This is a genomic window from Streptomyces ambofaciens ATCC 23877, assembly GCF_001267885.1.
Taxonomy (GTDB): domain Bacteria; phylum Actinomycetota; class Actinomycetes; order Streptomycetales; family Streptomycetaceae; genus Streptomyces; species Streptomyces ambofaciens.
The window spans coordinates 7,226,186-7,240,303 of sequence record NZ_CP012382.1; the positions used below are offsets into that span (position 1 = coordinate 7,226,186).

The 14,118-nt window shown below is 74.2% G+C and carries 15 protein-coding genes; 13 read left to right on the top strand and 2 right to left on the bottom strand.

What is annotated here, in order from left to right:
• The first annotated feature begins 215 nt into the window (after positions 1 to 215).
• The 8 genes from SAM23877_RS31715 (at position 216) to SAM23877_RS31750 (ending at position 7,470) form a co-directional block, all read left to right on the top strand.
• Positions 216 to 749, top strand: coding sequence for a DUF2269 domain-containing protein (locus tag SAM23877_RS31715; protein ID WP_079030556.1), 534 nt, complete (start codon positions 216 to 218; stop codon positions 747 to 749).
• Between the two features lie 62 nt (positions 750 to 811).
• Positions 812 to 1,813: an NADPH:quinone reductase gene (locus tag SAM23877_RS31720; RefSeq protein ID WP_079030557.1), complete on the top strand. Its 1,002-nt coding sequence runs from the start codon at positions 812 to 814 to the stop codon at positions 1,811 to 1,813.
• A 276-nt stretch (positions 1,814 to 2,089) separates the two neighbouring features.
• Positions 2,090 to 3,391, top strand: a complete 1,302-nt coding sequence (locus tag SAM23877_RS31725; protein WP_053143062.1) for an NAD(P)/FAD-dependent oxidoreductase — start codon at positions 2,090 to 2,092, stop codon at positions 3,389 to 3,391.
• Positions 3,392 to 3,514: 123 nt separating this feature from the next.
• Positions 3,515 to 3,742 carry a hypervirulence associated TUDOR domain-containing protein gene (locus tag SAM23877_RS31730; RefSeq protein WP_053140624.1) on the top strand — a complete coding sequence of 76 codons (228 nt, stop codon included), beginning with the start codon at positions 3,515 to 3,517 and terminating at the stop codon, positions 3,740 to 3,742.
• Positions 3,743 to 3,749: 7 nt separating this feature from the next.
• Positions 3,750 to 4,082: a DUF3140 domain-containing protein gene (locus tag SAM23877_RS31735; RefSeq protein WP_053140628.1), complete on the top strand. Its 333-nt coding sequence runs from the start codon at positions 3,750 to 3,752 to the stop codon at positions 4,080 to 4,082.
• An 80-nt stretch (positions 4,083 to 4,162) separates the two neighbouring features.
• Positions 4,163 to 4,624: a hypothetical protein gene (locus tag SAM23877_RS31740; RefSeq protein WP_053140631.1), complete on the top strand. Its 462-nt coding sequence runs from the start codon at positions 4,163 to 4,165 to the stop codon at positions 4,622 to 4,624.
• A gap of 70 nt (positions 4,625 to 4,694) precedes the next feature.
• Entirely contained in the window at positions 4,695 to 5,201 is a 507-nt protein-coding gene (locus SAM23877_RS31745; RefSeq protein ID WP_053140634.1) for a MarR family winged helix-turn-helix transcriptional regulator, read from the top strand.
• Positions 5,202 to 5,343: 142 nt separating this feature from the next.
• Complete coding sequence (locus SAM23877_RS31750) at positions 5,344 to 7,470, top strand: MMPL family transporter (RefSeq protein ID WP_053140637.1); 2,127 nt, start codon at positions 5,344 to 5,346, stop codon at positions 7,468 to 7,470.
• A gap of 10 nt (positions 7,471 to 7,480) precedes the next feature.
• Here SAM23877_RS31750 and SAM23877_RS31755 read toward each other — a convergent pair whose 3' ends face one another.
• On the bottom strand, positions 7,481 to 7,918 hold the full coding sequence (locus SAM23877_RS31755; RefSeq protein ID WP_053140640.1) for a PPOX class F420-dependent oxidoreductase: 438 nt from the start codon (positions 7,916 to 7,918) through the stop codon (positions 7,481 to 7,483).
• A gap of 258 nt (positions 7,919 to 8,176) precedes the next feature.
• On the opposite strand from SAM23877_RS31755, the gene SAM23877_RS31760 reads away from it, so the two are divergent.
• A complete protein-coding gene (locus SAM23877_RS31760) occupies positions 8,177 to 8,734 on the top strand; it encodes a DUF2243 domain-containing protein (RefSeq protein WP_053140643.1) in 558 nt (185 codons plus the stop codon).
• Entirely contained in the window at positions 8,734 to 9,669 is a 936-nt protein-coding gene (locus SAM23877_RS31765; protein WP_079030559.1) for a cytochrome c oxidase assembly protein, read from the top strand. The genes SAM23877_RS31760 and SAM23877_RS31765 overlap by 1 nt, the downstream gene beginning before the upstream one ends.
• Here the strand turns inward: SAM23877_RS31765 and SAM23877_RS39765 are convergent.
• The gene (locus SAM23877_RS39765) at positions 9,631 to 9,876 is read right to left on the bottom strand and encodes a hypothetical protein (protein WP_063483839.1); all 246 of its coding nucleotides are present in this window, start codon (positions 9,874 to 9,876) and stop codon (positions 9,631 to 9,633) included. The genes SAM23877_RS31765 and SAM23877_RS39765 overlap by 39 nt on opposite strands.
• Before the next feature lie 243 nt (positions 9,877 to 10,119).
• Here SAM23877_RS39765 and SAM23877_RS31775 point away from each other — a divergent pair, with 243 nt between their 5' ends.
• The 3 genes from SAM23877_RS31775 (at position 10,120) to SAM23877_RS31785 (ending at position 13,995) form a co-directional block, all read left to right on the top strand.
• The gene (locus SAM23877_RS31775; protein WP_053140649.1) at positions 10,120 to 11,109 is read left to right on the top strand and encodes a mechanosensitive ion channel family protein; all 990 of its coding nucleotides are present in this window, start codon (positions 10,120 to 10,122) and stop codon (positions 11,107 to 11,109) included.
• 406 nt (positions 11,110 to 11,515) lie between these two features.
• Positions 11,516 to 12,151, top strand: coding sequence for a class I SAM-dependent methyltransferase (locus SAM23877_RS31780; RefSeq protein ID WP_053140652.1), 636 nt, complete (start codon positions 11,516 to 11,518; stop codon positions 12,149 to 12,151).
• 119 nt (positions 12,152 to 12,270) lie between these two features.
• Entirely contained in the window at positions 12,271 to 13,995 is a 1,725-nt protein-coding gene (locus tag SAM23877_RS31785; RefSeq protein WP_053140655.1) for a RecQ family ATP-dependent DNA helicase, read from the top strand.
• Positions 13,996 to 14,118 lie beyond the last annotated feature (123 nt).

The following is a 14,118-nucleotide window of genomic DNA, read 5'->3' on the forward strand; positions in this document are numbered from 1 at the left end:
ACGCATGACGCAGGTCCCCGTTAATACGGGTGCCACGCGCTGTTTCCGAATCAGCCACTTCGCGGCGAATGCACGCCGGGCGGGAACCCGGTGAACCCGGTGACCCGGACCGATTCCCGGGTTCGGGACCGCGCACCGCGTACGCCCGGCTCAGTACAGGGGTCTACTCCCGTCGCCGGACGACGGCCCGGCCGCCACGCGGCAGCGTGGGAGGGGTGAAACTCAGCCGTCCCGCACGCCGGGTCCTCGTCGTCGTCCATGCCGTCGCCTCCGCCGGCTGGCTCGGGCTCTCGCTCGGACTGCTGGCGCTCGGCGCGACCGCCACCACCACCACCGCGTCCGCGATGACCCTGGAGGCCGCTGTCCGTGGCATGAAACTCTTCGCCGACTGGCTCGTGCTGCCGCTCGCCCTCCTCACCCTGTCCAGCGGCGTGCTGCTGGCCCTGGGCACGCCGTGGGGGCTGGCCCGGCACCGGTGGGTGTACACGAAGTTCTGGCTGACGCTGGCCACGACGACCGCCACGGTGTTCGCGCTGCGCCCCGGGGTGAACGCGGCGGTGGCCGCGGTGGCGGCGGGCGGACCGCTGCCCGACGCCGGCGACGTGCTGTTCGGCCCGGCCGTCTCCCTGTCCGCGTACGTCTTCATGACGGCGGTCTCACTTCTCAAGCCCTGGGGGCCGACGCGGCGCGGTCGCGGGCCGCGCGCGCGGCCACGCCGGGCGCTCACGCGGGGCGGGACGCCGACATGACCTTCCACCGGCGCCGGGCTCCCACCGCTGCGCGGCCGACGGCCGGTTCGTAGCATGAGGTCATGACCGGCACAGTCCCCGACATGATGCGGGCGGCGTACATCGACTCCGTCGGCCCGCCGGACCGCATCCGCCACGGAGAGCTCCCCGTGCCGCCGACGGGGCCCACGGACGTGCTCGTGCGGGTCGAGTCCGTGGCCGTGAACCCCGTGGACACGTTCGTGCGTTCCGGCGCGTACACCACGCCGCTGCCGTTCCCCTTCGTCGTCGGCCGGGACCTGGTGGGCGAGGTCGTCCTGGCGGGGCCCGGCGCCGCGGGCTTCGCCCCCGGGCAGCGGGTCTGGTGCAACAGCCTGGGCCACGAGGGCCGGCAGGGCTCGTGCGCCCAGTACGCGACGGTCGCCGCCGAACGGCTCTACGCGGCGCCGCCCGACATCGCCGGGGAGGATCTCGTGGCGGCCGCGCACCCGGCGGCGTCGGCCCATCTCGCCCTGTTCCGGCACGGCCGGCTGAGGGCGGGGGAGACCGTCTACGTCGGAGGCGGCGCCGGGAACGTGGGCGGCGCCGCCGTGGCACTGGCGGCCCGGGCCGGGGCACGCGTGGTCGCCACGGCGCGCGCCGAGGACGCCGAGGCGGTCCTGGGGCTGGGCGCCGCCGAAGTCCTCGACCACCGGTCGCCCGACCTCGGCGAGAGGGTGCGCCGAGCCGCTCCCGACGGGTACGACGTGCACCTGGACACGTCCGGGCGCGGGGTGCTCGGCGACGCCGTGGACGTGCTGGCCCGAGGCGGCCGCCTGGTCGCGATGGTCGGACTGGGCCAGGGCGCCGCCACGCTGCCCCTCGGCCGCCTCTACACCAAGGACGCCGCCATCGTGGGCTTCGCCATCAGCAACGCCACGACGGCCGACCTCGCCGACGCGGCGCAGGGCGTCCTGCGCCTCCTGCGGGACACGCCCTGGCGTCCGCGCATCGCCGGCCGGCTGCCGCTGTCGGAGACGGCGGAGGCCCACCGCATGCTGGAGGCCGGCGAGGTCCGGGGCCGTCTGGTGCTCACCCTCTCCTGACGCCGTCTGGCGCTCACCCTCTCCTGACCCTCCTTCGGGCAGGACGCTCCTTCGGGCTTGACCCTCCTTCGGGCGAGATGGCCGGGTGGTCCGGCCCGGCGGGGGAGACCGCCGGCATGCCCGGGACGGATCCGCGGCCGACGGCGGGATCGACGCCCCCGAACAGGGGGACCCGGAGCTCCGCCGGGCCGTCCCGGGACGGTGGGCGGCCCGTGGCCGAGTGGTGGAACCCCGGTACCGGGTTCACGCTGTTGCACAGTCTAAGGAGCGCGCATGATGAGCAACGGGCACGGCCGGGAACCGGACGTCCTCGTGGTCGGGGGCGGTCTCGCCGGGCTGGCCTGCGCCTTCGACCTCAGCCGTGCCGGTCTGCACGTGACGGTCCACGAGGCCGCCGACGAGGTCGGCGGACGGATGCGCACGGACCGCCGGGACGGCTTCCTGCTGGACCGCGGCTTCCAGGTCTTCAACACCGCCTATCCGCAGGTACGGCGACGGCTGCCGCTGCGCAGACTGGGACTGCGGCCGTTCACCCCGGGGGTGCTGGCCCACACGCCGTCCGGCGTCGTACGTCTCACCGACCCGAGCCGCCGCCCGCGCGAGGCCGGCCGCCTGCTGCCGGGCAGGGCCCTGGGAGCCCGGGACCTCGCCGCCCTGACCGCACTCACCGCCCGGGACGTGGTGGCCCCCGCCGCTCTGCTGAAGCGCGGCCGGGACCGCACCACCGCCGAGGCCCTGGCCCGCTGCGGACTGTCCCGGGAGGCGGTGGACCACCTGCTGCGCCCCTTCCTGGCCGGCGTGTTCCTGGAGCCGGAACTGGAGACGTCGGCCCGCTTCTTCCACCTCGTGTGGCGCAGTACGGCCCGCGGCACCCTCTGCCTCCCGGCCCGCGGGATCGGCAGCGTGCCGAAGCTGCTGGCGGCCCGGCTGCCCGAGGGCGCCGTGCGGCTGGAGTCACCCGTACGGAGCATCACCGACCGGGGCGTCCTCCTCCAGGACGGCACCGAACGACCGGCCGGTGCCGTGGTCGTGGCCACCGACGCGGCCACGGCGGCCCGGCTGCTGCCGGGACTCGACGTACCGCCCGGCCGGACCGTCACCACCTACTACCACGCCACCGACCGCGCCCCGCTGTCCGAGCCGATCCTCGTGGTCGACAGCACGCTCGCCGTCCTGAACACCTGCGTGCTCACCGAGGTCAGCCCCACCTACGCGCCGCCCGGCACGGCCCTGGTGTCCACATCGGTCCTGGGCGCGGACGCGCCGGGGCGGGAGGACGGGGTCCGGCGGCGGCTGGCGCAGCTGTACGGCACGGACACGGCCGACTGGCGGTCGGTCGCCACGTACACCGTCGAGGGCGCGCTGCCGGTCATGCGGCCCCCCTGGCCGTTGAGCCGCACCACACGCCGGTCCGAGGGCCGGTACGTGTGCGGTGACCACCGGGCCACCGGATCGGTCCAGGGCGCCCTGGCCTCCGGGAGCCGGGCGGCGCGGGAGGTCCTGGCGGACCTGTGGGACCGGCCGCATCCGACGGGCGGACTTCCCGCGAACAGCGGGTGGGGCGGCTTGGCGCCGTGACCCGCCCTCCCGTCCCCGGCACGACCGCGCGGCGATCTCCGGGAACCACCCGGCGAGCGCGTCGACGGGAACCACCCGGCGAGCGCGTCGGCCGGAGCGACCGACGTACGAAGGAGCACCGACATGGCGAAGAACCGCGACAAGGGCGAGCACCTCAGGAAGGGCGACAAGGTCAGCTGGAGCACCCACGGCACCCGGACCGAGGGCGAGGTGGAGAAGAAGATCACCGAGCGGACCGAGGCCGCGGGCCGCACGGTGGACGCGTCCCCCGACGACCCGCAGTACGAGGTCCGCAGTGACAAGTCCGGGAAGTCCGCGGTGCACAAGCCGTCCTCGCTGAAGAAGAAGTGAGGCGGCCGTGGACGGTGAGGAGCGCAAGGAGACCTGGGACGGCTTCCGGGAGCTGGTGAACATGACGCCGGCCGAGCTGGAGAAGTGGCTGGAGTCCGACCGGTCGAGGGGCGCCGGACAGCACCAGGACGGAGGGGAGTCCACCGGTCACGCGTCCGGCCGTCGGATCGTGGAGATCCGGCGGACCAGGAAGGACGACCTCACGGACGACGACTACCGGCACATGCGCAAGGTCGTCGGCTACATCCGCCGGCACCTGGCCCAGCGCCCCTCGGGCGACGTCCAGGACACCAAGTGGCGGTACTCGCTCATGAACTGGGGCCACGACCCACTGGCGTGACAGCGCACCCAGATGCCTCGCCCGCACCCCACGCTGCCGGGCAGGGAGCAGGAACACCCACGGAAGGGAACCGGCGACACATGGAGGAACAGGACGCGCACCAGCGCCCTGACGGTCTCGACGACGACACGGTGGCGGCCCTCGGATCACTGTCCAAGGCCCTGGAGACGACCGAGCGTGCCCGCGGGCACCTGTTCTCCTTCCACCAGCTCACCGGCACGGCCGACCTCGAACTGGACCGCGCGGTCGAACTGCTGCGCAAGGCGGGCCACCCGGAGTGGGCGGAGCGGGTCGAGCGGGAGATCCTCGGCCGCAACGTCATCCCGGGCCACTGGACGTTCCAGATCGTCGAGGCCTACGACCGGACGTACTACCAGGCGTTCAAGGACCTGGAGCGCGAGGCGGTGGAGCGGCTCGCGGACGGCCGCGACCACCTGTTCGAAGCGGAGATGAAGGAGAGCCGCCGGACCCGGGGCCACCCGGACCACACGGCTCGCCCCGACAGCCCCGGCACCCGGCGGCCGAACGCCCCCTTCACCTGACGGCGCTGCCCCGGGCGGCCCGGCGGCGGACGCGCGGCCGCACGGGGCGGGCCTTCTATACGCTGATCACGTGTCGACAGCGAACCAGCGCGGACAGCACGCGCACGAACGGGTGACCGGGACCGGGCCCGAGGCGGGCGACCTGCAGGAGCTCGCCGCGCTGCTGCGGCGGATGAACGGCGAGATCAACCGCCTCGTGCACGGTTTCGCCGGCACCCACGGCCTGCACGCCACCGACGTGCAGGCGCTCGCGGCGATCCTGGACGCCCGGGAGCCCATGACGCCGGGGCGGCTGCGGGAGCACCTGGGGCTCACCTCGGGCGCGGTCACGGCGTGCGTGGACCGGCTCGAGCGCGCGGGGCACGTGCGCCGGGTCCGGGAGAGCAGCGACCGCCGTGTGGTCCACCTGCACTACGTCCCCGACGCCCGCTCGGCGGCCCGGACCTACTTCCGTCCGCTGGCCGAGGCGGCCGCGGCGACCTGTGCGCGCTTCGACGAGGGCGAGCTGGCGGTGGTGCTGCGCTTCCTGGCGGCGATGAACGAGGAGCTGGGTCTGGTGCGGTCGAACGAGCGCTGATCTCCCGCCGCCTGGTGCATCCGGGGGAGGGGCACGGGCAGTAGTAGGCGTGTCACGACGACCCCAAGTAATTCAATCATTGAGATTGTTTATGATCGAGTCACTTTCCCGTGCCTCCGGAGACCAGGAGACCTGAACACCGATGTCCATCCCCTCCCGACGTGCCCGCTGGCTCGTCCCCGTCGTCCTGCTCCTGGCCTGGCTCGGCATCGGCGGTGCGCTCGGACCGTACGCAGGGAAGCTCGGCGAGGTCGCCACCAACGACCAGGCCGCCTTCCTGCCCCGCAGCGCCGAGTCCACCCGGGTGATCGACGAGCAGAAGGCCTTCCAGCAGGACGAGACGCTGCCCGTGATCGTCGTGTGGACCGCGGACGGCGGCGGCGCCGTCACCGGCCACCGGGCCGAGGCCACCCGGTCGGTGGCGGGTCTGGAGGGGGAGCCCGGCGTCACCGGCCCCGTGACGCCCGCCCTGCCGTCCGGCGACGGCGAGGCGCTGCAAGCCGTCGTCCAGGTCGAGCCCGACCTCGGCGACCGCCTGCCCGACGTCCTGGAACGCATCCGCGCCGCCGCCGACCAGGTTCCCGGCACCCGGGCGCAACTGGCCGGTCCGGCGGCCTCCCAGGCCGACCTCTCCGACGCCTTCTCGGGCATCGACGGGCTGCTGCTCGGCGTCGCGCTGATCACGGTGCTGGTGATCCTGCTGCTCGTCTACCGCAGCGTCCTGCTGCCCCTGGTCATCATCCTCGGCGCCGTCTTCGCGCTGGGACTGGCCTGCGCCATCGTCTACGCGCTCGCCGACCGCGGTGTCGTACGCGTCGACGGGCAGGTCCAGGGCATCCTCTCCATCCTGGTCATCGGCGCCGCCACCGACTACGCGCTGTTGCTCACCGCCCGCTTCCGCGAGGAACTGGCCCGGCACCCGGACCGCTTCGGCGCGGTGCGAGCCGCCCTGCGCGCCTCCTGGGGAGCCGTCGTGGCCAGCGCGGGGACCGTCGCCCTGGGCCTGCTGGCGCTGCTGCTCAGTGACCTGACCAACAACCGGGCGCTCGGGCCCGTCGGTGCCATCGGCATCGTCTGCGCCGTGCTGAGCACCCTCACCTTCCTGCCCGCCGTCCTGGTCCTCCTCGGCCGGGCCGCCTACTGGCCCGCCAAGCCCGTGCGGACCGGCGACCCGGAGGCGGGGCACCGCCTGTGGCACCGCATCGCCGCCCTGGTCGACCGGGCGCCCCGCCGGGTCTGGGCCGTGTCGCTGGCCGCGCTGCTCGCCTGCGCCGCCTTCTCGCCGACCCTGACCTCCAAGGGCGTGCCGCTGGACGAGATCTTCGTGAACGACACGCCCTCGGTCGCCGCCCAGCAGACCCTGGCACGGCACTTCCCGGGCGGCTCCGGGAACCCCGCCGTGATCATCGCGGACGCCGGCCGGCTGGACCCCGTCCTCGACGCGGCCCGCGACACCCGCGGCGTCGCCTCCGCGGACGCGGTGACCGCCTCCGGCCGGCCCGGCGGCGGCGCCCCCAAGGTGGTCGACGGACGGGTGCGGATCGACGCGACGCTCCAGGCCCCGGCGGACAGCGACGCCGCCAAGGGCACGGTGGCCCGGCTCAGGTCCGCCGTCCACGACGTGCCCGGCGCCGACGCCCTCGTCGGCGGCTACACGGCCCAGCAGTACGACACCCAGCACACCGCCGAACACGACCGCACGCTGATCGTGCCGGTGGTCCTCGCCATCATCCTGGTCATCCTGATCGCCCTGCTGCGCTCCCTGCTGCTGCCGGTGCTGCTGGTGGCCACGGTGGCGCTGAACTTCCTCGCCACCCTGGGCGTCTCGGCACTCGTCTTCACCCACGTGTTCGGCTTCAGCGGCACCGACGCGTCCGTCCCGCTGTACGGCTTCGTGTTCCTGGTCGCCCTCGGCGTGGACTACAACATCTTCCTCATGTCCCGGGTGCGGCAGGAGTCGCTCCAGCACGGTGTGCGCGAGGGCATCCTGCGGGGGCTGACCGCCACCGGCGGTGTGATCACCTCGGCCGGTGTCGTCCTCGCCGCCACCTTCGCCGCGCTCGGGGTGATCCCGTTGGCCTTCCTCGTGCAGATCGCCTTCATCGTGGCCTTCGGCGTCCTGCTGGACACGCTGGTGGTGCGCTCGCTGCTGGTCCCGGCGCTCGCCCGGGACATCGGCGCCGTCGCGTGGTGGCCCGGGCGGCTTGGCCACAGGGAGCCGGACGGGGCGGCCGGCGTACCGGCCTCCCGCCCCGCCGACGGCGACTGACCCGGCGGGCTCAGCCGCCGGAGGCGTCGGCCCCGGCCGGTGCGAGGGGGCGCACCGTGCCGAGGCAGCGCCGTACGGCGATCTCGATGACGACCCGCTCCGGGTTCGCCCGGGGCTGCCGGTAGCGGTCCGCGTACCGGGCCTCCGCGTCGCGGACCGACTCGGCGTCGTCCCGCACGGTGGCGACGCCCTCCAGGGTGGACCAGCGTCTGCCGTCCACCTGGCCCACGGCGACGACGGGACGTTGCGCCCGCTCGACGTTGCGGACCTTCGCGGTGCCGCGGCTCGTGATGACCCGCGCCGTACGGGTGGCGTGGTCGTACGTCACCCCGACCGGGACCAGGTGCGGGGTTCCGTCGGCGCGCGGCGTCGACAGGAAGCACACCCGGCGCTCCTGCCAGAACTCCACGAACTCCGCGTCCGCCTCGTGCCGTTCCTCGCTGTTCATCGCGTCTCCTCGCGTGGGTGTCACGGTGCCCGTGGGTGGTGTCGCCGGGGCCCCGACCAGTGTGCGCGACCGGGGCGGCCCCGGTGGCGCGCGCCCCCTCGGCCGACCGGGGTGAGCTGCCCGCGCAAGGGCGAGGTGAGCCATCGGCACATCTGACGGGAAAGGGCGGAAGGATCCCGCCAGTGCGTGACAGGGGGCCGCCCGGAGGGAAGCCGTGTCCCGAAGGTCCGCGCACGCCGACGGGACGGAGTACAGGCGATGGCCAGCACGACAGGAGAGACCCGAGCGGCCACGACGGCGCCGAACAGCATCAGGCTGCCCGGCATCGTCCTCGGGGTCGGACTCGGGGGCTTCGTCGACGGCATCCTGCTCCACCAGCTCCTCCAGTGGCACCACATGCTCACCAGCACCAACGACGACCGCATCGGAGTGAAGTACTACAACCCGGACACCGTCTCCGGGCTGGAGATGAACACCGTGTGGGACGGCGTCTTCCACACGGTGTGCTGGATCTCGGTCCTGCTGGGGCTGGCCCTCCTGTACTCCCGGGTCACCCACCACCGGCGGGCGGTGTGGGCCTCCAGGGTGCTGTGGGGCTGGATCCTGGTCGGCTGGGGTCTGTTCAACCTGGTCGAGGGCGTCCTCGACCATCACGTCCTGGCCATCCACCACGTGCACGGCGGCCCGCACCAGGCATGGTGGGACGCCGCGTTCCTTCTCCTCGGAGCCGTGCTCGTCGCGGGCGGCCACGCGCTGCAACGCGGCGGTCGGCCCTTCGACCCCGACGCTCCCCGCCGTACCGGGGGCCGTGCCTGATGGACGCACCGCTCGACTCGCACCACGGCACGCATCACGGCGGCCACCCCGCGCACCCCGCCCACCCGGTGCACCACGACGACCCGGGCGGTGCGGGCGGGCCTCTGGAGGCGTCAGCGACGCTGCTCGTCGTCACCGTCCTCCTCGTCGCGGCCGCCGGGTACCTCCTGGCCGTCCGCCGGGCCCGGCGCCGCAACCCCGTCCAGGGCTGGAGCGCCTGGCGGACGGCGTCGTTCCTCGGCGGGCTCGCGGTGGTGGCCGTCGCCCTGCTGCCCCCGCTGGGCCCGGCCGCGCACACGGACTTCCGGGGGCACATGGCCCAGCACATGCTCATCGGCATGTACGCCCCGCCGGCACTGGTGCTGGCCGCGCCGGTCACCCTCGCGCTCCGCGCCCTGTCACCGGCCGGGGCCCGCCGGATCACCGCACTGCTGCACAGCCGCCCCGCACGCCTGATCACCCACCCCGCCGTGGCGCTCGCGCTGAGCACCGGCACCCTGGGCCTGCTGTACTTCACTCCGCTGTACGGCGCGGCGATGGGTCACCCCGCGGGGCACTGGCTGATGAACGCCCACTTCCTGGCCTCCGGATGCCTCTTCGCGCACGCCGTCGCCGGCCCCGACCCGGCTCCCGCGCGGCCCGGCGTACCGGCCCGGCTGGTGTATCTGGGCATCGCCATCACCGCCCACGCCCTCATCGCCCAGGCGATGTACGGCGGGTTCTTCGTCCGCGTCCACGCACCCGTCGACCAGGTGCGGCAGGGGGCGGAGATCATGTACTACGCGGGTGACCTCGCCGAACTCCTGCTGGCCGCGGCGCTGGTGGCCACCTGGCGGCCCGAGCGCCGGAGCCGCCGTGAGCGGCCTGCCCCCGGATCCGCGCGGGCCGGCTCCGGCTCAGGCGGCCTTCCGGTCGGCCGACCGGTGTCCGGCTGACCGATGTGCGGGGGCCCGGTGCCCGGCCGGTCCGGGGCGCCGGGCCGCCGGTGATCCGGCTCTGCCGCCGGGGATCAGCCGCAGGTGGCGGCGCCGGGCGTGCCGGGCGGTCGGGTCCGGATCGCCGAAGAGCCGGTCCTCAAGACAGGTCATGGTGAACAGCAGCAGCCCCATACCGGGCAGCAGCAGGACGGCAACGACAACCACGCCGCGGGCCCCCCTCCGGTGGACGACTTCTCCCGGCTGCCCGGTCCGGCGCCGGTGATGGCCGGTGCCGAGTGAAGATGCCGCAACCGTCAGGCAAAGGGTATGAAGCATCCCAAAGAGGCGCAAACAGGCCGCATCAGAGTGAACGGGGCGAATCCTGCCGGGCGTCATGCTCGCGCCGTCCCTGGGTAGGCGGGCCCGACGGCAGACACGTCGTCCCCGAGAAACGGAGCACCTGAGTCGATGTCGCACACCTCCTCGTCCACCGGACCGGCCGGGAAACCGCAGTTGGCGGCCTCGTGGCCGGACTGGTTGGGCGACCACACGACGGCACTGATCGGGATACCCCTGCGCATCGCGCTCATCGTCGTCATCCTGCTGGTGGTGCGCGCACTGGCCAAGCGGGCCATCACCCGGGTCGTCCAGCGGGTGCTGGAGCCCCCGGCGGGCGAGCCCGAACGCGGCCGGCCCCGGCGGACCGGCCGCGGTGCCGCCGTACTGCACCGCGACCGGTCCCGGGCGCGGCAGCGACGCGAACAACGGGCCCGCACGATCGGCTCGGTGCTCAGCAGCGCCGTGACCATCGTGCTGTTCATGGTCGGCGTGGCCATGGTGCTCGACCAGGTCGGCATCGCGCTCGGCCCGCTCCTGGCCAGCGCCGGGGTGGTCGGTCTGGCGATCGGCTTCGGCGCGCAGAGCCTGGTCGCCGACTACCTGTCCGGCCTGCTCATCATGATCGAGGACCAGTACGGCGTCGGCGACTCGGTCGACCTCGGTGAGGCCGTCGGCGAGGTCGAACAGGTGGGTCTGCGCCTGACCCACGTGCGCGACCTCAACGGGGGCCTGTGGCACATCCGCAACGGCGAGATCATGCGGGTCCGCAACGACAGCCAGGAGTGGGCGCGCGCGGTCCTGGACGTCGCGGTGACGTACGACGCCGACCTGGACACGGTCTACCGCGTGCTGGAGGACACCGGCCGCACCCTGAGCGAGGACCCCGACTTCGCCGACCTCCTGCTGGAGGACGTCTCGGTGTGGGGCGTGCAGGCGCTGGACGCCGACGGAGTGACGGTGCGCGTCGCGGTGCGGACCGTGCCGCTCCAGCAGTGGGCCGTCACCCGCGAACTGCGGCGCCGGGTCAAGGACGCCCTGGACGCGGCGGGCATCGACATCCCCTTCGCGCGGGCCGTGTGGATGCGCGGCGAGGCGTCGGAGGCCGACGCCTCGGCCTGACCCGGACGGACACACACCGCGACCGCGCCCGGAGTCCGGACCGCGACCGCACCCCGGCCCGGACCGCGGGAGTCGCGGACGGCGGGGTGCCGGGACGGCGGGCGGTCCCGGAGGACGGGGTGCCGGGACGGCGGGCGGCCCCGGAGGACGGGCGGCACCGGGGAGCGCAACGGTGACGCCGTCCACCGCCACCGCCCGACCTGTGTGACGGCTCGCCGTCGCGGGCCCGCTCGGCCGAGTCCCACCTCGCCGTGCGGACGCGCGCCGTGCCGCCGCACCGGGAGCCGGTTTGCCGGAACGGCAACGTTCTTTGTCATCCGCGGCGCGGTGGGGGCAGCCTGCGTTCAGGGCGCGCGGGTCGCCGTGTGCCCGCCGAGCACCGCCCCGTCCGTCTCCAGGAGGCACCATGACCGACCTCTCCGCGCAGACTTCCGCCACGGAGTTCTGGGAAGCCCGCTACCGCGACACCGGCCGTGTCTGGAGCGGCCGTCCCAACGAACTGCTGGTCCGCGAGGCGAGCGGCCTCGCCCCCGGCACCGCGCTGGACCTGGGCTGCGGTGAGGGAGCGGACGCCGTGTGGCTGGCCGCACGCGGCTGGCGGGTCACCGGGGTGGACATCTCCGGCACCGCGCTCGAACGCGCCGCCGGCCACGCCGCCGACGCCGGGGTCGGCGACCGTGTCGCCTGGGAACGCCACGAACTGGGCCGGTCCTTCCCCGAGGGGTCCTTCGACCTGGTGAGCGCCCACTACCTGCAGTCCCCGGTGCCGCTCGACCAGCAGACCGTCCTGCGCGAGGCCGCACGGGCCGTGGCCGGCGGCGGCACCCTGCTGCTGGTGCTGCACGCGGGCTGGCCCTCCTGGCAGACCGAGCCGCCCTTCGACGCGGTCTTCCCCACCCTGGACGGCGTCTTCGCCGAACTCGCCCTGCCGGAGGGCGAATGGGCCGTCGAGACCAAGGAGACCGTCCGCCGGCCGAGCACCTCCCCCGAGGGCGTCGAGGGCTTCCGCGAAGACCACGTGTGGCGTCTGCGGAGGGCGTGAGCCCCGCCCCCGGCGGAGCGGCCCGGGGCCGGTTCCGGCAGGCCGCCCCGGGTACCCAGGCCGCGGGCGCGACCGGCACCGGCGTGCCCTGACCGGAACCGGGGAACGAAGGAGCGGCCATGGGCGAGCGGAGTCGGTCGGACGCGGAGCGGCGGGCGGCGCGCCTGCGCCGTACCGCCGCCGAGGTGTTCGGCTGGGACAGCCTCCTGCCCGAGCAACTGGAGGCCATGGAAGCGGTGTTGGACGGCCGGGACACCCTCGTCGTCATGCCGACCGGCTCCGGCAAGTCGGCGGTCTACCAGGTACCCGGCGCGCTGCTGTCCGGGCCGGTGGTGATCGTCTCCCCGCTGCTCGCCCTCCAGCGGGACCAGATCGCCGGGCTGCCCGACGGGGCCCGCGCCCCGGGTGCCGTGGCGGTGAACTCCGACCTCACCGCCGCCCGGACGGAGGCCGCCTGGGAGGCGGTGCGCCGGGGCGACGCCCGGTTCCTGTACCTGTCGCCGGAGCAACTGGCCAAGGACGAGGTCCTGGAACGGCTGGCCGACACCCGGCCCGCCCTCTTCGTGGTGGACGAGGCCCAGTGCGTCGCCTCCTGGGGCCACGACTTCCGTCCCGACTACCTCCGCCTCGGGCAGGCCGTACGGCGGGTGGGCCGGCCCCCGGTGCTCGCCCTCACCGCGACGGCCGCCCCGCCCGTGCGCAGGGAGATCACCGAACGGCTCGGCATGGACCGTCCCCGGGTGATGGTGACGAGTTTCGACCGCCCGAACATCCGGCTGGAGGTCCGTCGCTTCCGCGACGAGGACGACCGGCGCCGCGCGCTCGTCGAGCGGGCCGCGGCCGAGCCGAAACCCGGCATCGTCTACGCGGCGACCCGCAAGGACACCGAGTACTACGCCGCAGAGCTGTCCGCCCTCGGACTGGCCGCCGAGGCCTACCACGCCGGGCTGCGCGCGGCCGAACGGACCCGCGTCCACGACGCCTTCCTCGCGGGGGACGCCGATGTCGTCGTGGCCACCTCCGCGTTCGGGATGGGCATCGACAAGGAGGACGTGCGGTTCGTGCTGCACGCCGCGCTGCCGGGTTCGCCGGACGCGTACTACCAGGAGATCGGCCGCTGCGGCCGGGACGGCGATCCGGCGCTCGCCGTCCTCCACTACCGGCCCGAGGACACCGGCATGCAGACGTACTTCGCCGGCCGTACCCCCGGCCGCGGCGTGCTGTCCGAGGTCGCCGACGCCGTCCACGACCACGGAACCGACCCGGCGGACCTGGACGAGCTGCGCCGGGACACCGGGATGTCCCGCAACCGCGTCACCGCCGCGGTGAACCTGCTGGAGGAGTCCGGGGCCGTGGCCACCGGGGAGGACGGCGGGGTCCGACCGGACCCCGGCACGCCGCCCGACGCGGCGGTCGACCTGGCCGAGGAGGCGGCCGACGCCCACCGGCGGACCGACCGCACCCGGGTCGCGATGGCCCGCGCGTACGCCGAGACCACCGGCTGCAGACGCCGGTTCCTGCTCGGCTACTTCGGCGAGGAGTACGAGCCTCCGTGCGGCGCCTGCGACGTCTGCGAGGCGCGGGAGAACGGGCCGGAGGGGGCCGAGAGCACGCAGACGGGGACGGAGCCGGGGGCGCGGGACCGTTGTGCCGCCCGCGCCTATCCGGTCGGCACACAGGTGCGGCACGCCGAGTGGGGCGAGGGGACGGTGCTGAGCGAGGACGGGGACCGCATCACCGTCCTGTTCGACCGGGCCGGCTACCGCACGCTGTCCCTGGAGGCCCTGGCCGGCCGGGACGACCTGCTCACCGTCGAGCCGGAAGGGGACGGGCGCGAGGGCTGATCCCAGCGCATATCGAATGTCCGTTTTGTTGAAAAAGTTATCTTCTGAGAATTTTGAGAAGAGAGGAATGCTTTGTGGCTAGCCGGACACCTGTGGTGTGAAGGCCCTTCGGCTACCAGAGGG